Below are 21,912 nucleotides of genomic sequence, written 5' to 3'. Positions count from 1 at the left end.
ACCTACCCTCGTGCCGTCAGCAAACGCGCCAGGCTGCGCCCTAGCTCATCCTGGCGAAACGGCTTGCGCAGCACGTCGAAGCCATGCAACTCGCGTGGCGTGAGGTTGGTGTAACCGGTAATGATCAACACCGGCAGTTGGCCCAGGCGTTCACGTACCTGCTGGGCCAGTCGCGCCCCGGTCATCTCGGCCATGACATGGTCGGTCAGCAGCGCATCGGGCACCAGCCCCTGGTCCAGCAACCCCAGGGCCTCGGCGGGCCCTTGCGCTTCGGTCACCTCGTAACCGAGAGCGCGCAACTGCATCAACGTGGCCTGGCGCACCAGCGGCTCGTCATCGACCAGCAGCACCCGAGTCGGCCGTTGCGCCTGCTGCGGCGCGTCCGTTTCGACGAAGCGCTCGACCACCTCAGCCTCGCTGGCTGGCAGCCACAAGGTCGCTTCCGTGCCTCGACCGACCCATGAGCGAATGCTGAAGCCGCCGCCAGATTGCAACGCCAGGCCCTGCACCATCGGCAGACCAAGGCCGGTGCCCCGACCCACCCCCTTGGTCGAGTAGAACGGCTCGATGCAATGCTCCAGCACTTCGTCACTCATGCCACAGCCGTTGTCACTGACCTGCAGCCACAACTGGCGACCGCCCTCCAGCCCTTGCGGCCTAGGCACGCTGCCCTCATTGGCTCCCGCGCGTATGATCAGTTGGCCACCCTCACTCATGGCGTCCCGGGCGTTTACCACAAGGTTCAGCAGTGCGAGTTCCAACTGGTGCGGATCCACCAATACACCTGGCAGCGCCGTGTCGATGTCGACCTGCAACACAATGGCCGGCCCCAGGGAGCGCGCCATCAGTTCGTGCATGTCCGCCACCAGCGCGGCCAGCGACACCGTGACGGGCTTGAGGGTCTGGCGCCGGGCGAAACTGAGCAGGCGCCCGACAAGATTGCGCGCCCGCTCCGCCGCCTGCAGGCCGCCGTCGATCAGGCGTTCGGCACGCTCCTGCTGCGGATGGCGGCGCAGCAACTCGAACGAAGCAATGATCGGCGTGAGCATGTTGTTCAGGTCGTGGGCGATACCGCCGGACAGCTGGCCGATGATCTCCGCCTTGCGCGCCTCGTGCAGGTGCACCAGTGAGGCCTCGCGCTGGGCGAGCATGTTTACCACTCTTTCCTCGAGGTCTTCGTTCAAGGCATGCAGCGCGCGCTCGGCGCGGGCATGGGTGATGGCCGCCCACACCTGGCTGGCGGTCTCCTGGACCAGCACGCACTCGTTGGGTGTCCATGCATGGGGGGTGTGGAAGTGCACCGCGAGCATAGCCTCCAGCCGCTCGGCGCGCAGCACAGGGGCGTGCAACGTGGCACACAGCCCTTGGAAACCGGGCATAGCACTGTTCGCTTCATAGTTACGCTGCACGACCTGACCGGCCAGCAGCGCCTCGCGCAATGCCGGGTCCAAGGCCGCGTACTGGTTGATGCCGGTGATTGGCGGCACGTGTGCGGCCCATTCCTGTCCTACCCGGTAGCGTCCATCGCCCAGGTCTTCGCCGAAGCAGACTCTTGCGGCCCCCAGCTCCTTGGCCAGGCGCCTTACCGCATGGGCTTCGATGCGTTCGGCCTGGCCGAGGCCGGGCAAGGCCTGGCGCAGTTCCTGGAGAAATGCCTGACGGTGCTGGAAATACACGCGTTCGGATGTCTCGGTGACGATGCAAAGCACGCCGCCTACGGCGCCATCGGCCTCGCGAACGGCGGAGTAGGAGACGTCGAAGTATGCCGTTTCACCGGGGCCATGGCGTTCGATGTAGAACGGCCGGTCCTTGGCGGAAAAGCTCACGCCGGTTTCACGCACTCCGCGTAACAAAGGTTCCAGGTCGTCCCACAGTTCGCGCCAGTGAACCTGGGCGGGTTGCCCTAGCGCCGCGGGGTGCTTGTCACCAATGGTCGGCCAGTAAGCATCGTTGTACAGCGCGGCGTACTGCGGCCCCCAGAACAGCACGATTTGTGCCTCGGCGCTGAGGAGCGTGGCGACCACGCCCTTCAATGCTGGCGACCAAGCGTCCGGCGGGCCCAGTGGCGAACGTCCCCAATCCATGGCCTGCAACAGGCAGCTGACTTCGCCACCACCGCGCATGAAACCCGGTAATGGTTGCAGGTTGACTGATTTGCTCTCCTGGCGGGCTTTCATGTCGCGGTAATCCCGGGCACGTTGTCTTTCCTCTGAGGGTAAGAAGTCGGCCGGTGGCAAAACGTTCCATCTGATCGCTGTTGGCGATCAACGGCGCCCTTCAGCTAGCATGCGCACGGCCAGGGCGGCCAGCACCGTGCCCATCAGCCAGCGCTGCACCTGCTGCCACGCCGGCCGACCGGCCAGGAACACGGCGATCGACCCCGCCATGACCGCGATCAACGCGTTGACCGTGACGCTGATGGCGATCTGCGTGCCGCCCAGTACCAGCGACTGCAGCAAGACGCTGCCATGGCCCGGCTCGATGAACTGCGGCATCAGCGACAGGTACATGACCGCGATCTTGGGGTTCAGCAGGTTGGTCACAAAGCCCATCATGAACAGCCGCCGGGGGCTGTCCGCCGGCAGCTCGCGCACCTGGAACGGCGAGCGCCCGCCCGGGCGCAGCGCCTGCCAGGCCAGGTACAGCAGGTACAACGCGCCGCCGATGCGCAGGGCGTCGTAGGCGAACGGCACGGCCATGACCAACGCGGTGATCCCGAGCGCTGCGCAGAGCATGTAGAAGACAAAGCCCATGGCCACCCCTGCCAGCGAGACCAGCCCGGCGCCGCGCCCCTGGCAGATGGAGCGGGAGATCAGGTAGATCATGTTGGGGCCGGGGGTCAGCACCATGCCCAGGCTGATCAGGGCGAAGGCCAACAGGTTGGAGGGTTCGGGCATCAGGCACATCCTTGTGATGGTGAGTCGGCGAGTGTATCCGCATATGAACGCGCCTTGAAACGGTTGCCTGAGCCCGGTAACCTTTGCGCGCTGCTGTAAGTCCAGCAGCCGGGTTTGGTAGCCCGCGATCAATCAAGGCGCACAAGCGCCCCCATTGCGATAGAGTCGGCGCTTTTTCTGTGCCCGCTATTTCGTTTTATGGCGGCTGTGCGTAGGGCGCACTCGTGCGCGCCGGTTTCCTTGATTCCCGGTCTACCAACCTGCGTACAGCCGTCACCACTTCGTTTGGTAGCGATCTGTGGCGGCTCCATTGAATCAAGGAGCGACACAATGACAAAAGGCTTACCTGATCCCCCTTCCCGCGCCACCACGGCGCACTCCAGCTTCGGCAACTGCGAATGCAGCCACCCTTCCCTGTTCGCCGTGCGCGAAGGCGTGGACTTCGAAGATGCATTGGTGCACCTGTCCACTCTGCTCAAGGGCGCGTTCGCCACCAACCTCAAGGCAATGGAACTGGCGAGCGGCACCTGCCATGACCTGTTGCTGGGCAATGATCATGGGCTGGATGCGGCCAAGGCGGTGGTCGAGGCATTGCTCGATGGAGTGGAGATGCAACAGGTGGAGAAAGCGCGCTTGCGCACGGTTTGATGGGCAGCAATGCCGGGACCACAGTGCGGTCCCGGCTTGCTGCAACAGCAACCCTTACGCCTTGTCGGCAAGCCGCTGCAATAGCCCGTCGGTGAACGCGACGGCGTTGATCACACCCTCATGCCCATCGGCGATCACCGTCGAACTGGCCAGCCCGTTGACCGAAGCCTGGGCCAGCAGCCCCGCCTCGCCCAGACGTACCCGCTCGGCGCTGCGGCTTTCACTGGCCCACCAGCAGTCCACCTGGACCACCAACGGGCGCAGGCGGAATGACTGGCTCAGTTCGGCGTTGCGGTCGAGCACGGCGAAGCCATCGACGATCTCCCGCTGCAGGTGCACATCCTCGTGGATGCTGCGCAGGCGTTCGGCGCTGACATTCCCCGCGGCGGCCACCTGCTGGATGACCCACTCGGTCCTGTCGACCTCGGCCGGCAGACGCTCGGCCTCGTCGATGAAGCCAGCGATCCGCGCCTCGCCGACGCCCGGCGCAAAGGCCAGCAGGCCACGCAGCAGGCTCTCGTCCGCCCGTGCCACCTGCACCACCTCGACCGGCTCGGCGTCGAGGCCGGATACCTCCTGCGGCAGCTGGGTGTCGACCAGGCCGACGAAACCGACCTGCTGGCCGGCCTGCTCCAGGGCGTGAGCCACCTCCAGCGCCAGGGCGCCACCCATGGACCAACCCAGCAGATGGTACGGGCCGCTGGCCTGGGTACGGCGGATCTGCTCGACGTAATAGCCGACCATCGCCGCCCAGGATTCGTCCACCCAGCCCGGCTCGGCATAGCAGCGGTTGACCAGGCCATACACCGGGCGCTCATCGGCCAGGCGGCTGGCCAGCGGGTAGTAGGCGTAGGCACCGCCGCCACCCGGCGGCAGGCAGAACAGCGCCGGGCGCTGGCGCTGGCAGCCGTTGAGGTTGATTACCGGCGATTTCAGGCGATCCTTGCCGCCGCCGATGAAGTTGGCGAGTTCCTCAAAGCTGGCCATCAGCATGAACTCATGCAGGCTGATGTTGATGGCGAAGGCTTCGCGCACCTTGTTCACCAGGGTGATCACCAGCAACGAGTGGCCGCCGAGTTCGAAGAAGTTGTCGTGCAAGCCGACTTGCTCGACCTTCAGCACCTCAGCCCAGATCGCCGCCAGTTGCTGCTCCAGCGCCGTGCGCGGGGCCACGTAGCCCTGTTGCAGTTGGCTGGCGTCCGGTTTGGGCAAGGCCTTGCGGTCCAGCTTGCCGTTGGCGGTCAATGGCCACTGGTCCAAGACCAGGAAGTGCGTCGGCACCATGTAGTCCGGCAGGTTGGCTTTGAGATGCTGTTTCAGCGTGTCGCGTAAGCTTGCGTGATCGGCTGATGGATCTTGAGCGATCAGGTAAGCCGTCAGTTGCTTACCCCCTGCCCCGTCGATATCCAGCACCAGCACTTCACGCACCGCCGCATGCTCTTGCAGGCGGGCTTCGATCTCGCCCAGCTCGATACGGAAGCCACGGATCTTAACCTGGTGGTCGATCCGGCCCACGTACTCGATCACGTCCTGCTCGCGGTAACGCGCCAGGTCACCGGTGCGGTACAGGCGCCCGCCTTCACTGGAGAACGGGTCCGGTACGAAGCGTTCGGCGGTCAGCGAGGCACGGTTGTGGTAACCCCGCGCCAGGCCGGCGTGGCCGACATGCAGCTCGCCCGTGCAGCCCTTGGCCACCGGATTGAAGTCTGCGTCCAGCACGTACATCGACAGGTCCGGGATCGCCGCGCCGATCGGGCTGCCCGCCTGTTGCGTGTCGGCAAAGCGGATCGGCCGGTAGGTCACGTGCACCGTGGTCTCGGTGATGCCGTACATGTTGATCAGGTTGTCGCAACCCTCGCCGAAGCGTTCGAACCACGGTTGCAGTGCAGCCACATCCAGGGCTTCACCGCCGAAGATCACGTAGCGCAGCGAAAGGTCGGATGCACTGCCACAGGCCACGCGCATCAGCGGTTTGAACGCCGATGGGGTCTGGTTCAGCACCGTCACGCCCTGCTCCACCAGCAACTGATGGAAGTCTTCCGGCGAACGCGTGGTTTCACGCGGCACGATCACCAGACGACCACCGTGCAGCAGCGCACCGAAGATCTCCCACACCGAGAAGTCGAAGGCGTAGGAGTGGAACAGTGTCCATACGTCCTGTGCACCGAAACCGAACCAGGCATCGGTGGCCTTGAACAGGCGCAGCAGGTTTTGGTGCGGCAGCAGCGTGCCTTTTGGCTTGCCGGTGGAACCGGAGGTGTAGATCACATAGGCCAGGTTGTCCGGCCGGGTCAGGTGCTCGGGGTTTTCGTCGCTGTAGCAAGCCAGATCATCTTCAAGAGACAAGCTGCGCACGTGCGCCGGCACCGGCAGGCCGGCCAGCAGGTGGCCTTGAGTCAGCAGCAACTGAATGCCGCTGTCTTCCATCATGTAGCTCAGGCGATCCTGCGGGTATTCCGGGTCCAGCGGCACATAGGCGCCCCCGGCCTTGAGGATCGCCAGCAGGCCGACGATCATCTCGAAACCACGCTCCACCGCGATGCCCACCAGCACATCCGGCCCCACGCCCTGCGCGCGCAGCTTGTGCGCCAGGCGGTTGGCACGGCGGTTGAGCTGGTCATAGCTCAACGCCTGCCCGGCGAAGGTCACGGCGATCGCCTCAGGCGTGCGCGCCGCCTGCTGCTCGATCAGCGCGTGGGCGCAGGCCGAGCTCGGATAGCTGTCAATGACCTGTAGCGGCGCTGTACTTAGCACCAGCTCACCCAAAGCCCGCTGCGACGAGTCCGCCAACCCTTCCAACAGTTCGACGAAGTGTGCCGCCATCTGCCCGACAGCCGATCCGGCATAGCTGGCGCGGTCGAACTTGAAGCTGGCCGACAGTTTTTCGCCCACCTGGGCCACCAGCGTCAGCGGATAGTTGGTCTGCTCCTGGCTGGCCACCTCGCCGAACACCAGCCCCTCGGGAGCGCCTTGCTGCAGCGCCTCCGACACCGGGTAGTTCTCGAACACCAGGATATTGTCGAACAGCGCCTCGCCGCTCCAGCCGGCCCAGCGCTGGATCTCGTACAGCGGCGTGTGCTCGTGCTCGCGCAGGGCCAGGTTCAGCCCTTGCACGTGCTGTACCCAGTCGCCCACGGTCTGTTCCGGGCGCGGGCTGGCGACCACCGGCAAGGTGTTGATGAACAGCCCCAGCTGCTCCTCGACGCCCGCAAGCTCGGTCGGGCGGCCGGCCACGGTGGCGCCGAAGGTCACGCATGCCTGCCCGGTGTAGCGCTGCAACAGCAACAGCCACGCCGCCTGGACCAGGGTGTTGAGGGTGATCCGCTGGTCCCGGGCAAACTCGCCCAGGCGCTGGGTACGCTGTGCATCCAGGCTGATCTGATGCTCGGCCTGCCCATGGCCCTGGGCTTCGGACCTGAAGGCCTGGGCCAGCCGCGTAGGCTCGTCGAGTTCCGCCGTGCGCTCGCGCCAGAAGCGCTCGCTGGCGGCCTGGTCCTGGCGCTGCAGCCATTGGATATAGTCGCGGTAACGGCTGTTCTTGCCTGCCGGGGTAACACCGGCGTAACGCTGCAGCACTTCGCCGAACAGGCGCGAGCTGCTCCAGCCATCGAGCAGGATATGGTGGTTGGTCAGCACCAGCTGGTACTGCTGTTCGGCGCTGCGGATCACCGCCAGGCGCAGCAGCGGACCGCTGGCCAGGTCGAAACTGGCACGCAGGTCGGCCTCGGCCCATTCCTGCAACGCCCTGGGCAAATCGGCCTGGTCACGCCAGTCGAGCTCGACCAGCGGCAGCCTAGCCTGGCGCTGCACCACTTGCAGTGACTGGTCGTAGCCACTGAAGAAACTGCTGCGCAGCACTTCGTGGTTGTCCACGGTGGCCTGCAAGGCCGCGATGAAGCGCGGTACGTCCAGCCCCTGCACTTCGACGCGAGTCTGGTTGATGTAGTTGCCCGCCTCCTGCTGGTACAGGCTGTGGAACAGCATGCCCTGCTGCATCGGCGACAGCGGGTAGATGTCTTCGATGTTGTCCGCCGCCACCGACAGCGCCGCCAGCTGACGCTGGTCGAGATTGGCCAGCGGGAAGTCCGAAGGCGTCACGCCCGCCACGCCCGGGCTGGTGCAGTGGGCAATCAACAGGCGCAGCTCCTCGGCGTACTCGTCGGCCAGACGCTGGATCTGCCCACGTTCGAACACGGCGCTGCTGAAGCTCCAGTCCAGCGCCAGCTCACCGGCGTAGACCTGGCCATCGATGCTGAGCAGGCTGCCCAGCGGCGCCTCCGGGCTTTGCCCCTGCCCCGCGCCTTCCGGCGCCGGGGTGAACAACCCTTGCTCGCTGTCGAAGCTGCCGTCGAACTGCCCCAGGTAGTTGAACACGATGCTGCCCTGGGCCAGGGCGCCAAGGGTTTCGCGGACCTGCGCGTCGCCCAGGTAACGCAGTACACCGTAGCCGATGCCCTTGGCCGGCACGGCGCGCAGTTGCTCCTTGACCGCCATGAGCGACGCGCCCAGGTCATCGGCGGGGGTCAGCTTCAATGGGTACAGGCTGCTGAACCAGCCGACCGTGCGGGTGATGTCGAGGTCATCGAACAGGTCTTCGCGGCCATGGCCTTCCAGGCGGATCAGCGCGTGCGCCTCGCCGGTCCAGCGACGGATGACCCGCGCCAGCGCCGTCAGCAGCAAATCATTGACCTGAGTGCGGTAGGCTGCCGGCGCCTCCTGCAGCAGTTGCCGGGTCAGTTCGGCGTTCAGGTGGGTGCGCACCGAGATTTCATGCTTGCGCTGCTGGCCACCCTGCAGGTTCGCCCCAGGCAGGACGTCGCTGACACCCTGCAACTGCGCTTGCCAGTAGGCCAGCTCGGCCACCATCGCGGGGCTGCGGGCGTGCTCGCGCAGGTGCTCGGCCCAGGCCTTGAGCGAACTGCTCTTGGCCGGCAGCACCGGCGCCTTGCCGGCCAGCAGTGCCTGGCAGGCCAGCTGCAGGTCTTCGAGCAGGACGCGCCAGGACACGCCATCGACCACCAGGTGGTGGATCACCACCAGCAGGCGCTGTTGCCCCTCGGGCAGGTCGATCAGTACCACGCGCAGCAGCGGGCCATTCTTCAGGTCCAGGCTGCGCTGGGCCTCGTCGGCCAGCTCCGGCAGGCGCGCGGCATCGTCCAGCTGATGTACCCACAGGAGTTCCTGCATATCGAGCGGCGCGAACTGCCCTTGCCACTGGCCCTGGTCCTCGCTGAACCGCAGGCGCAGGGCGTCGTGCTGTTCCAGCAGCAGCTTGAGCGCAGGTTGCAGCAAGGCCACCGTCAACGGCTGGCGCGGGGTCAGCAGCACTGCCTGGTTCCAGTGGTGGCGCTGGGGAATCGCGCTGTCGAAGAAACGCGCCTGGATCGGCAGCAGCGGCAGGCTGCCGCTGACCTGCTCGACTACCTCGGCCGCCGGCTTCTTCTCGATCAGCTTGGCCACCGCCGCCAGTTGGCCGATGGTCTGTTTCTCGAACAACTGCTTGGGGCTGAGCTTGATGCCCTGGCGCTTGGCGCGGGCAATGATCTGCAGGCTGAGGATCGAGTCGCCACCCAGCTCGAAGAAGTTGTCGGTGCTGCCCACTTGCTCACGCTTGAGCACCTCGCACCAGATCGCCGCGAGTTTCTCTTCGATTTCACCCACCGGCGCGACAAAGCGCTGCTTGGCCACCACACCGGGTCTGGGCAGGGCACGCTTGTCCAGCTTGCCGTTGGCGGTCAGCGGCAGGCGCTCGAGCAGCAGCACCTGCGCCGGCACCAGATACTCTGGCAGGCGCGCCAACAGGGCCTGGCGCAGGGCTTCGGCCTGCAGCTCGACACCCGCCGCCGGTACAGCCCAGGCCACCAGTTGCAGGCGCGTGGGGTCGCTGTCCAGAGGCAGTGCCAGCACCACGGCCTCGGCCACGCCGGGCAGGCCTTGCAGCACCTGGCCGACCTCGCCTGGCTCTACCCGGTAACCACGGATCTTCACCTGGTCGTCGCCACGGCCCAGGTACTCCAGCACACCCTGGTCCAGGCGTGCGCGGTCACCGGCACGGTACAGCCGCTCGCCGTTGCCAGCGAACGGATCGGGGACGAAACGCTCGGCGGTCAACCCCGGCTGGCCGACATAACCCTGGGCCAGGCCCTGGCCGCCCAGGTACAGCTCGCCGGCCACGCGCTCGGGCAGCGGATTGAGGTAGGCGTCCAGCACCCGCGCCTGGCCGTTGTCCAGCGGCCGGCCGACCGGCACGCTGCGCCAGCCGGGCAGGCGCGCGCCAACTTCGTGGGTGAGGATGCCCACGGTGGTCTCGGTCGGGCCGTAGTGGTTGATGATCCGGCAGCCGGGCTTCAGGCGGCGGATCTGCTCGATCAGCGCCCAGGAACTGGCCTCGCCACCGAGGATCAGCAATTGCTCGGGCAGCACCCGCTCCGGCTGCGCGGCCTGCAACAGGCCCTGCAGGTGGCTCGGCACGATCTTCAGCACATCGACGCGGTGCTCGGCCATGTAGCTGGCGAAGGCATCCGGATCGAAACCCTGGTCGTGGCCCAGCAGGTGCAGCAGCCGGCCCGAGGCCAGCGCGCCGAACAGCACGGTATGGCCAAGGTCGGCGGCCACCGTGGAAACCATCGCCAGGCTGGCGCCGGGCTGCAGGTCGAGGCGTTGCAGCACGCCCTGGAGGTAGTTGGCCAGCGCCCCGTGGCTGACCACCACGCCCTTGGGCTGCCCGGTGGAACCCGAGGTATAGATGATGTAGGCCGCCTGCTGCGGCAAGACACGCACCGCCGGTGGCTGCTCGTCGCAGTCGCCATACAGTGAAGCGTCATAGGCCACGGCGCGGCACACGCCCAGCCCCGCCGCCTGGGCGTCGCCCTGGGCATGCACCAGCAGCTGCGCGGCGCTGGCCTGCAGCAACTGCTGCAGGCGCTCGGCCGGCTGGCGGCTGTCCAGCGGCAGGTACACCGCGCCCAGCTTGAGCACCGCCAGCAGGCTGGTCACCCACTCGATGGAGCGCTCCTGGCACAGCGCCACGGTCATGCCCGGGGCGATACCCTGCGCCTTGAGGTAATGCGCGAAACGGTTGGCCTGCTGCTCAAGCTCGGCGTAGGTGAGCGTGCGATCCCCCGCCCGCAATGCCGACTGCCCACCCCCGGCTTGCAGGCCCTGACGCCACAGGGCGAGGAAGTCCTGCTGCGGCCAGTCTTGGGCAGCGGTTTCGACCTGCTCAGCCTGGGCGTCCGGGTGATCGAGCAACGCCGCGTCGGGGTGCTCGACAAGCGTACGCAACACGGCCTGGAACGAATCGGCCATGCGCTCGATGGTCGCGGCTTCGAACAGGTCGGTGCTGTAGGTGAAGTAGCCTTGCAGGCCGTCGGGGGTCTCGGTGAAGTCGTAGGCCAGGTCGAAGCGCGCATCGCTGCCCTCGACCGAAAAACCGCTGACACTCAGCTCACCCAGCGTCTGGCGGGCCTGGGCGCCGGCCTCGGTATCGGCCATGTTCTGGTTGATCTTCACCTGGAACAGCGGGTTGTGGCCCAGGTTGCGCTCCGGCGCCAGGGCGTCGACCAGGTGCTCGAACGGCAATTCCTGGTGCGACTGCGCGCCACTGACCACCTGCTTCACCTGTTCCAGCAGCGCCGCGCCGCTCTGGCGCTCGTCTACCTGAACCCGCAGCACCTGGGTGTTGATGAAGAAGCCGATCAGGCCTTCAACTTCCTTGCGGTTGCGCCCGGCGTTGGGCGCGCCGATGCGGATGTCGGCCTGGCCGCTGTAGCGCGACAGGGTCACGGCCAGCGCCGCCAGGGTCAGCATGAACACGGTCTGGCCCTGGCTACGCGCCTGGACCTTGAGCTGCGCCGACAGTGCCGCCGGCACATCGCTGCGCAGCGTCGCACCACGGTAGCTGGGGTGCGCCGGACGCTCGTGGTCCAGGGGCAGGTCCAGTACCGGGTGTTCATCGCCCAATTGCTGCTTCCAGTACTGCAACTGGCGCTCGCCCTCGCCGGCCTCCAGCCAGGCGCGTTGCCAGATCGCGTAGTCGGCGTATTGCACCTCCAGCGCCGGCAGGTTGGCGTCACGGCCTTGCGACAGGGCCTCGTACAGGTGCACGAACTCCTGCACCATCAACTCGCCCGACCAGCCGTCCGAGACGATATGGTGCATGCACACCGTCAGCACGTGCTCGGTCGGTGCCAGGCGCAACAGCCGGATCCGCAGCAGCGGGCCTTCGAGCAGGTCGAACGGCGCATCCAGCGCCTCGCGCACCGCAGTACGCAGACACTGCTCGATATCCTCGCCCGGCCCGGCCTGCACCTCACGCACCTCCAGGCCAACGCCCGATTGTTCGAGGACCTGCTGGTGGAACTCGCCCTGCTCGGAGACAAAGCGCGTGCGCAGGCTCTCATGGCGCCGCACCAGCGCATCCAGGGCCTGGGCCAGAGCCTGCTGGTTCAGCGAACCGCTCAGGCGCACCGCCATCGGCACGTTGTAGAAGCTGCTGTGCGGCTCCAGCTGCCAGAGGAACAGCATGCGCTGCTGGGCATAGGACAGCGGGATGCGCGGGCTGTCGTGACGGGTCACGGCGATGGGCAGCAAGCGGAAGCTCTGCCCGGTCTCGCGCATCTTGTCGAGGATCTGCCGACGCTGCTCCAGGGCAAGGCCGACAAAGCGTTTGGCGATACGTTCTGCTGTGCTCTTGTCCATCTCAGACGCCCGCCATTTCATTCATCATTCTTTCGATATCGGACAAGCCGTCCTCGCTCAACGACAAGCCGGTGCTGGCACAGGCCTGGGCAAAATCATTCAATTGCGGTTTCTCGAATAGCAGGCGCAGGGGGATGTCGATGCCCAGGCCCGAGTTGATCTTGGAAATCAGCTGGGCCGCCAGCAGCGAGTGCCCGCCCAGCTCGAAGAAGTCATCGCCCAGGCCCACCCGCTCGACCTGCAGCACCTCGGCCCAGAGCGCCGCCAGCTGCTGCTCCAGTTCACTGACCGGGGCCACATAGGCCGGCTGCGACTGGCGGGTATCGGGGGTCGGCAGTGCCTTGCGGTCGAGCTTGCCGTTGGGCAGCAACGGCATGCGTTCGAGCAGCACCAGGTACATCGGCACCATGTAGTCCGGCAGGCTGGCGCCCAGGTGCGCCTTCAGCTCGGCGCGCAGGCCGTCCTCGGCCTCGGGCATGGTGTTGGGCACCAGATAGGCCGCCAGTTGCTTGCCGCCGGGGCCATCGATATCGACCACCAGCACTTCGCGCACCGCAGGGTGCTCGCGCAGGCGCGCCTCGATCTCGCCCAGCTCGATACGGAAGCCGCGGATCTTCACCTGGTGGTCGATACGCCCGGCGTACTCGACCACGCCGTGCTCGCGATAGCGCGCCAGGTCGCCGGTGCGGTACAGGCGCCCGCCCGGCGTCGTCGCGAACGGGTCGGGGATGAAGCGTTCGGCGGTCAGCCCCGGACGATTGTGATAGCCGCGGGCGAGCAGCTCGCCACCGACCAGCAGTTCACCGATGGCGCCCGGCAGGGCCAGGTCGGCATCGGCGTCCACCAGGTGGATCGAGCGACCGCCCAGGGCCTTGCCGATCGGGATCTGCACCGGCAGGGGTTGCTCGCCGGTGACATAGGCGCTGCAGTCGTGGCTCATGACGCTGACGGTGGCCTCGGTCGGCCCGTAGGTATTGAGCAGGCGCACATGGCCGAGCCCGGCCTGTTGCCAGGCCAGCACGCCATCGGCGGCCATGGCCTCGCCCCCCATGTGGATGCGCCGCAGCGAACCATAGTCGCGTGGACCCTTGGCCGCGAAGTCCTTGGCCAGCAGGTACCAGTAGGCGGTCGGCAGGTCGGCGAAGGTGATGCCCTGGGTCACCACTTCACGGTAGAAGGTCTCGCTGTCCCACAGCGTCGGGCCGCGCAGCACCACGCTGGCGCCGCAGATCAGCGCCGGGTACAGCTGCTCGACGAAGGCGTCGAAGTTGAAGGTGGAGAACTGCAGCACCCGGTCGGCCGCCGACAGGCCGCAGAAACCCTGGGCGACATGGGCATGTCGGCTCAGCGCCGCGGCGCTGATGCCGACGCCTTTGGGGCGCCCGGTGGAACCGGAGGTGTACATGATGTACGCCAGGTTGTCGGGGTCGCCCAGCGCTGGCAGCGCATGGCTCGGCCAGGCATCGAGCGGCTCGCTGTCCAGGCACAGGCTGCGCACCTGCGGTGCCACGGCCAGGTCTTGCAGTTGGGCGCTGTGGCCGAGCAACAGGGCGATGCCGCTGTCCTCCATCATGTAGGCCAGGCGCTCGTGCGGGTAGTCGGGGTCCAGCGGCACATAGGCGCCGCCGGCCTTGAGCACGCCCAGCAGGCCGACCACCATGTCCAGGCTGCGCGGCAGGGCGATGCCCACGCGCACGTCCGGGCCGATGCCCGCCTCGCGCAGGCGATGGGCCAGCTGGTTGGCACGCTGGTCCAGGGCCTGGTAGGTGAGCTGCTGCCCTTCGCAGATCAGCGCCGTGGCGTGCGGGGTACGCGCGGCCTGGTCGGCGATCAGCTGCTGCACGGTGCGCTGGTCAGGGTAGATCGCCTCGTGGCGGCTCCACTGCCCGAGGATGACCTGGCGCTGTGCCTCATCGAGCAGCGGCAGCTCGACGATCCGCTGCGCAGGCTGGGTGCTGACTGCCTGCAACAGGTTGAGCCAGTGCGCGGCCATGCGCTCGATGGTGGCGTGCTCGAACAGGTCGCTGACGTAGGTCAGGGTCGCGCCGAGGCCGTGTTCGCTTTCGAAAGTATCCAGGGCCAGGTCGAGGTGCGCCGTGGGGTTGCCCCAGCTCAGGCCTTCGATGCTCAGCCCAGGCAGTTCGCGCCCCTGGTCCGAGCGTTGGGCCTGGTGGTTGAACATCACCTGGAACAGCGGGTTGTGGCTCAGGCTGCGCTCCGGCTGCAGCGCTTCGACCAGTTGCTCGAACGGCAGATCCTGGTGCGCCTGGGCCTGCAAGGCGGCGTGCTTGACCTGTTGCAGCAACGCGCTGAAGGTCGTGTGCAGCTCGAACTGCGCCTTGAGCACCTGGGTGTTGACGAAGAAGCCGATCAAGCCTTCGGTCTCGGCCCGGGTGCGGTTGGCGATCGGCACGCCGACACGGATATCGGCCTGCCCGGTCTGGCGGTGCAGCAAGCTCTGGAACGAAGCCAGCAGCAGCATGAACAGCGTCACCCCTTGCTGGCGCGCCTGCGCCTTCAAAGCCTGGACCAGCGGCGCCGGTACCTCGATGGCGAGGCTGCGACCGGCGTGGCTTTGCACAGTGGGCCGTGGATGATCGGTAGGCAGTTGCAGCACATAGTGCTCGCCGCCCAGCTGCGCCAGCCAGTAGTCCAGCTGGCGGGCCTGCTCGCCGGCCTCCATCCACTGGCGCTGCCAGACGGCATAGTCGGCGTACTGCACCGGCAAGACCGGCTGTTCGGGTTGCCGGCCCTGGCTCAAGGCCAGGTAGGCGTCGACCACTTCATCGACCATGATCGGCATCGACCAGCCATCGGCGACGATATGATGCAGGGTCAGTACCAGCACGTGGTCGTCCTCGGCCAGGCGCAGCAGGCGCACCCGCAGCAGCGGCCCCTGGGTCAGGTCGAACGGGCGCTGGATCTCCCGAGCCACGCGCTCGCGGACCGCCTCGGTGGAGGTGTCCTGCAGCGATTCCATGACCAGGGTGAACGTCGCGGGCGCGTGGATACGCTGCTGCGCCTCGCCGCCTTGCTGATCGAAGGTGGTGCGCAGGCTCTCATGGCGAGCGATCAGGGTCTCGAAGGCCTGACGCAACGCCTCGGGGTTCAGTCGCCCCTTCAGCTGCAAGGCTGCAGGGATGTGGTAGGCGGCGCTATCCGGCTCCAGTTGCCAGAGGAACCACTGGCGCTGCTGGGCGTACGACAGCACCAGCGGCTGGTTGCGATCCGCCACGGTAATGGCGGGGGCCTGGCTGGCCGCACCCTCGCCTGCGGCCTGGGCGAAGGCCTGCAGGTCGGCGGACTCGAACAGACTGCGCAGCGACACTTCCACATTCAGGCGCTGACGGATCCGCGAGGTGACCTGGGTAGCCAGCAACGAGTGGCCACCGAGTTCGAAGAAGTTGTCGTGCAGGCCGACCTGCTCGATCTTCAGCACCTCGGACCAGATCGCCGCCAGTTGCTGCTCCAGCGCCGTGCGCGGGGCCACGTAGCCCTGTTGCAGTTGGCTGGCGTCTGGCTTGGGCAAGGCCTTGCGGTCCAGCTTGCCGTTGGCGGTCAATGGCCACTGGTCCAAGATCAGGAAGTGCGTCGGCACCATGTAGTCCGGCAAGTTGGCTTTGAGGTGCTGTTTCAGCGTGTCACGCAGGGCTGCATGATCAGCAGCTGGATCTTGAGCGATCAGGTAGGCAGCCAGTTGCTTGCCCCCTGCCCCGTCGATATCCAGCACCAGCACTTCACGCACCGCCGCATGCTCTTGCAGGCGGGCTTCGATCTCGCCCAGCTCGATACGGAAGCCACGGATCTTAACCTGGTGGTCGATCCGGCCCACGTACTCGATCACGTCCTGTTCGCGGTAACGCGCCAGGTCGCCGGTGCGGTACAGACGCCCGCCTTCACTGGAGAACGGGTCCGGCACGAAACGTTCGGCGGTCAGCGAGGCGCGGTTGTGGTAACCCCGCGCCAGGCCGGCGTGGCCGACATGCAGCTCGCCCGTGCAGCCCTTGGCCACCGGGTTGAAGTCGGCGTCCAGCACATACATCGACAGGTCCGGAATTGCCGCACCGATCGGGCTGCCCGACTGTTGCGTGTCAGCAAAACAGATCGGCCGGTAGGTCACATGCACCGTGGTCTCGGTGATGCCGTACATGTTGATCAGGTTGTCGCAATCCTCCCCGAAGCGCTCGAACCACGGTTGCAATGCAGCCACATCCAGGGCTTCGCCGCCGAAGATCACGTAGCGCAGCGCCAGATCGGCAGTGCTGTCACAGGCCACACGCATCAGCGGCTTGAACGCCGATGGGGTCTGGTTCAGCACGGTCACACCCTGCTCCACCAGCAACTGATGGAAGTCTTCCGGCGAACGGGTCACTTCACGCGGCACGATAACCAGACGACCGCCGTGCAGCAGCGCACCGAAGATCTCCCACACAGAGAAGTCGAAGGCGTAGGAGTGGAACAGCGTCCACACATCCTGCGCACCGAAGCCGAACCAGGCATCGGTGGCCTTGAACAGACGCAGCAGGTTGTGGTGCGGCAGCAAGGTGCCTTTCGGTTTGCCGGTCGAGCCCGAGGTGTAGATCACATAGGCCAGGTTGTCCGGCTGGGTCAGATGCTCGGGGTTTTCGTCGCTGTAGCCGGCCAGATCATCTTCCAGCTTCAGACTACGGACCTGCGCCGGTACCGGCAGGCCGGCCAGCAAATGGCCTTGAGTCAGCAGCAACTGAATGCCGCTGTCTTCCATCATGTAGCTCAGGCGATCCTGCGGGTATTCCGGGTCCAGCGGCACATAGGCGCCGCCGGCCTTGAGGATCGCCAGCAGGCCGACGATCATCTCGAACCCACGCTCCACCGCGATGCCCACCAGCACATCCGGCCCCACGCCCTCGACGCGCAGCTTGTGCGCCAGGCGGTTGGCGCGGCGGTTGAGCTGGTCGTAGCTCAGCGCCTGCCCGGCGAAGGTCACGGCGATCGCTTCAGGCGTGCGCGCCGCCTGCTGCTCGATCAGCGCGTGAGCGCACTCGGAGCTTGGGTAACGTTGTACATGCGCTTGCCACTCATCCAGCTCGAGCGCGTCGAGCAACGGTAACTGCGCCACGCGTTGGGCGCTGTCCTGGCAGATGCCCTGCAGCAGATTGCGCCAGTACCTGCCCAGACGCTCGGCAGTGGCCGGATCGAACAATGCAGTGGCGTAGGTCAGGATGGCGCTCAACCCCGCGTCGTGCTCGACCGTATTCAGGACCAGGTCGAACTGGGTGCTGCGGTCTTCCCAACCCAGCCCCTCGATCCGCAGCCCGGCCAGTTCCTGGGCCATGCCGGGGTTTTCCGCCTTGTGGTTGAACAGCACCTGGAACAGCGGGCTGTGGCTCAGGCTGCGTTCGGGCTGCAGCGCCTCGACCAGTTGCTCGAACGGCAGGTCCTGGTGCGCCTGGGCCTGCACGGCGGTGTGCCGGACCTGTTGCAGCAACCCGGCGAAGGTGGTTTGCGGCGCGAACTCAGCCTTGAGCACCTGGGTGTTGACGAAGAAGCCGATCAGGCCCTCGGTCTCGGCCCGGTTGCGGTTGGCGACCGGGACGCCGACGCGCACCTGCGATTGACCACTGAGGCGGTGCAGCAGCACCTGGAACGAGGCCAGCAACAGCATGAACAGGGTCACGCCCTGTTGCCGTGCGGTGGCTTTCAGCGCCTCGGCGAGTTCCGGCTCCAGGTGGATATCCAGGCGTGCCCCGGCATGACTCAGCTGCAACGGGCGTGGGCGGTCGGCAGGCAACTCCAGCACCGGTTGCTCGTCGCCCAGTTGCTGGCGCCAGTAGTCGAGCTGGCGCGCCTGCTCGCCCGCCGCCATCCATTGGCGCTGCCAGGCGGCATAATCGGCGTACTGGAACGCCAGGGCCGGCAGTTGCGCCTCGGCGCCCTGACGGTACCCGGCATACAGACGCACCACTTCATCGACCATGATCGGCATCGACCAACCATCGGCGACGATATGGTGCAGGGTCAGTACCAGCACATGCTCGTCGGCGGCCAGGCGCAGCAGGCGGGCGCGCAGCAACGGGCCGTGCTCCAGGTCGAACGGCTGCGCGGTCTCCTGCGCGATCCGCGCCTGCAGCGCCTCGCTTGTTACCGGTTCGACAGGCAGGTCGAAATCACCTGCGCCATGGATGCGTTGCCAGGCCTGTTCACCTTTCTGATGGAAGGTAGTACGCAGGGTTTCGTGGCGGGCGATCAGCGCGGCGAAGCTGCTGCGCAGCGCCTCGATGTCCAGCTCGCCCTTCAGGCGCAGGGCCGAAGGGATGTTGTAGGCAGCACTGGCCGGCTCCAGCTGCCAGAGGAACCACTGGCGTTGCTGGGCGTAGGACAAGGCCAACGGCTGGTTGCGATCCACGACACTGAACGCCGGCGCCTGGCTGGCCGCACCTTGGCCTGCGGCCTGGGCGAAGGCTTGCAGGTCGGCGGATTCGAACAGGCTGCGCAGCGGGACTTCCAGGTCCAGGCGCTGGCGGATGCGCGAGGTGACCTGGGTGGCCAGCAACGAGTGGCCGCCGAGTTCGAAGAAGTTGTCGTGCAGGCCAACTTGCTCGACCTTCAGCACCTCGGCCCAGATCGCCGCCAGCTGCTGCTCCAGCGCCGTGCGTGGGGCCATGTAGCCCTGCTGCAGCTGGCTGGCATCCGGCTTGGGCAGGGCCTTGCGGTCCAGCTTGCCGTTGGCGGTCAGTGGCCACTGGTCCAGGACCAGGAAGTGCGTCGGCACCATGTAGTCCGGCAGGTTGGCTTTCAGGTGCTGTTTCAGCGTGTCGCGCAGGGTTGCATGGTCGGCTGATGGATCTTGAGCGATCAGGTAGGCAGCCAGTTGCTTACCCCCTGCCCCGTCGATATCCAGGACCAGCACTTCACGCACCGCCGCATGTTCTTGCAGGCGTGCTTCGATCTCGCCCAGTTCGATACGGAAGCCGCGGATCTTCACCTGGTGGTCGATCCGGCCCACGTACTCGATCACGCCCTGTTCGCGGTAACGCGCCAGGTCGCCGGTGCGGTACAGGCGTCCGCCTTCGCCGGAGAACGGGTCCGGTACGAAGCGTTCGGCGGTCAGCGAGGCACGGTTGTGGTAACCCCGTGCCAGGCCAGCGTGGCCGACATGCAGCTCGCCCGTGCAGCCCTTGGCCACCGGGTTGAAGTCGGCATCCAGCACATACATCGACAAATCCGGGATCGCCGCACCGATCGGGCTGCCCGCCTGTTGCGTGTCAGCAAAACGGATCGGCCGGTAGGTCACATGCACCGTGGTCTCGGTGATGCCGTACATGTTGATCAGGTTGTCGCAATCCTCGCCGAAGCGCTCGAACCACGGTTGCAGTGCAGCCACATCCAGGGCTTCGCCGCCGAAGATCACGTAGCGCAGCGAAAGATCGGATGCACTGTCACAGGCCACGCGCATCAGCGGTTTGAACGCCGATGGGGTCTGGTTCAGCACGGTCACGCCCTGCTCCACCAGCAACTGATGGAAGTCTTCCGGCGAACGAGTCACTTCACGCGGGACGATCACCAGGCGGCCACCGTGCAGCAGCGCACCGAAGATCTCCCACACCGAGAAGTCGAAGGCGTACGAGTGGAACAGCGTCCACACGTCCTGCGCATCAAAGCCAAACCAGGCGTCCGTCGCCTTGAACAGGCGCAGCAGGTTGTGGTGTGGCAGCAGCGTGCCTTTTGGCTTGCCGGTGGAACCCGAGGTATAGATCACATAGGCCAGGTTGTCCGGCTGGGTCAGGTACTCGGGGTTTTCGTCGCTGTAGCCAGCCAGATCATCTTCGAGAGACAGGCTGCGCACCTGCGCCGGCACAGGCAGGTCGGCCAGCAGATGCTCTTGAGTCAGCAGCAGTGCGATGCCGCTGTCTTCCATCATGTAGCTCAGGCGGTCCTGTGGGTACTCCGGATCCAGCGGCACATAGGCGCCCCCGGCCTTGAGGATCGCCAGCAGGCCGACGATCATCTCGAACCCGCGCTCCACCGCGATGCCCACCAGCACATCCGGCCCCACGCCCTGCGCGCGCAGTTTATGCGCCAAGCGATTGGCGCGGCGGTTGAGCTGGTCGTAGCTCAGCGCCTGGCCGGCGAAGGTCACGGCGATCGCCTCAGGCGTGCGCGCCGCCTGCTGCTCGATCAGCGCTTGGGCGCACTCGGTGCTCGGGTAGCGCCGCACATCAGCCGTCCACGCCCCCAGCTCTGCCGAATCGAGCAACGGCAACTGCGCCACGCGCTGGGCGTGATCGGCGCAGATGCCCTGCAACAGATTGCGCCAATGCCGGCCGATGCGCTCGACCGTGGCCGCATCGAACAGCGAGGTGGCATAGGTGAACGCCGCAATCAGCCCACCCTCGTGCTCGGCCGTGTTGAGGATCAGGTCGAACTGGGTGGTCTGCCCTTCCCAGCTCAAGCCCTGGACCTGCAACCCGCCCAGCTCACGGACCATGCCCGGGCTTTCGGCCTGGTGGTTGAACAGCACCTGGAACAACGGGTTGTGGCTCATGCTGCGCTCGGGCTGCAGCGCCTCGACCAGTTGCTCGAACGGCAGGTCCTGGTGCGCCTGGGCCTGCAGCGAGGTTTCACGCACCTGCTGCAGCAACGCGGCAAAGGTAGTCTGCGGCGCGAACTCAGCCTTGAGCACCTGAGTGTTGACGAAGAAGCCGATCAGCCCTTGGGTTTCGGCGCGGGTACGATTGGCCACCGGCACCCCGACACGGATGTCGGCTTGCCCGCTGTAGCGATGCAGCAGGGTCTGGAAGGAGGCCAGCAACAGCATGAACAGGGTCACCCCCTGCTGGCGCGCCAGGGCCTTGAGCCCCTGCGCCAGGGAGGCATCGATATCGATGGCCAGGCGTGCGCCCTGGAAGCTCTGCACCGACGGCCGCGGGCGGTCGACAGGCAGCTCCAGCAACGGCTGCTCGCCCGCCAGCTGCTCGCGCCAATAACCGAGCTGGCGCTCCTGCTCGCCCGCCTCCATCCAGTCGCGCTGCCACAGGGCGTAGTCGGCGTACTGGATCGGCAGCTCGGCCAGGGTCACCGGCGAGCCCGTGCGCAAGCCCTCGTACAGGCGGATCAGCTCGTCCACCAGAATCGGCGTGGACCAGCCATCGGAAACGATATGGTGCACGGTCAGGATCAGCACATGCTCTTCAGGCCCCAGCACCAGCAGCCTGACCCGCAGCAACGGTCCATGCTCCAGGTCGAACGGCTGCTGGACCTCGGCCTCCACGCGCGCGCGGATGGCTGCCTGCAGATCCGTCGAATCCGCAGGCACGAAGGGCTCCACCGCCAGCGCCACGGGCATTGGCGGATGGACGATCTGCACCGCCCCGTCACCTTCCTGGCGGAAGGTGGTGCGCAGGGTTTCGTGGCGCGCCACCAGGCTGTCGAAGCTGCGCTGCAACGCCTCGACATCCAGCGCGCCCTTGAGCCGCAGCGCCGCCGGGATGTTGTAGGCGGCGCTGTGCGGGTCGAGCTGCCAGAGGAACCACTGGCGCTGCTGTGCATAGGAAAGCGCTGCCCCGTCCGCCGAGTCCCTTCTGAAGATCGGGGTGACCCCGTAGAGGTTGACACCCTGGCGCTTGAGCAAGGCTGCCAATGCCTTGCGCTCCCTGGTGGACAGCGACTTTACGGAGTCGAGCAGCTC

4 protein-coding genes and 1 pseudogene are annotated in these 21,912 nt (G+C 66.4%); 1 reads left to right on the top strand and 4 read right to left on the bottom strand.

The annotated features are described in order from the left end of the window. Positions 1-2 precede the first annotated feature (2 nt). The gene (locus OH705_RS17350) at positions 3-2,177 is read right to left on the bottom strand and encodes an ATP-binding protein (protein WP_267302619.1); all 2,175 of its coding nucleotides are present in this window, start codon (positions 2,175-2,177) and stop codon (positions 3-5) included. A gap of 87 nt (positions 2,178-2,264) precedes the next feature. Further along, positions 2,265-2,897 carry a LysE family translocator gene (locus OH705_RS17345; protein ID WP_267302618.1) on the bottom strand — a complete coding sequence of 211 codons (633 nt, stop codon included), beginning with the start codon at positions 2,895-2,897 and terminating at the stop codon, positions 2,265-2,267. A gap of 414 nt (positions 2,898-3,311) precedes the next feature. On the opposite strand from OH705_RS17345, the gene OH705_RS17340 reads away from it, so the two are divergent. Further along, positions 3,312-3,545 carry a hypothetical protein gene (locus tag OH705_RS17340; RefSeq protein WP_323873497.1) on the top strand — a complete coding sequence of 78 codons (234 nt, stop codon included), beginning with the start codon at positions 3,312-3,314 and terminating at the stop codon, positions 3,543-3,545. 54 nt (positions 3,546-3,599) lie between these two features. Here the strand turns inward: OH705_RS17340 and OH705_RS17335 are convergent, their stop codons facing one another. Further along, complete coding sequence (locus tag OH705_RS17335; RefSeq protein ID WP_267302616.1) at positions 3,600-12,245, bottom strand: non-ribosomal peptide synthetase; 8,646 nt, start codon at positions 12,243-12,245, stop codon at positions 3,600-3,602. Between the two features lies 1 nt (position 12,246). Beyond that, positions 12,247-21,906, bottom strand: a pseudogene (locus OH705_RS17325) (amino acid adenylation domain-containing protein); the annotation flags it as partial. Positions 21,907-21,912: the final 6 nt, after the last annotated feature.

It is taken from the genome of Pseudomonas sp. BJa3, from assembly GCF_026343815.1.
In the GTDB taxonomy this organism is placed as follows: Bacteria; Pseudomonadota; Gammaproteobacteria; order Pseudomonadales; family Pseudomonadaceae; genus Aquipseudomonas; species Aquipseudomonas soli.
Note: the sequence above shows the minus strand (reverse complement) of the source record. Positions and strands in the feature narration are given on the sequence as shown.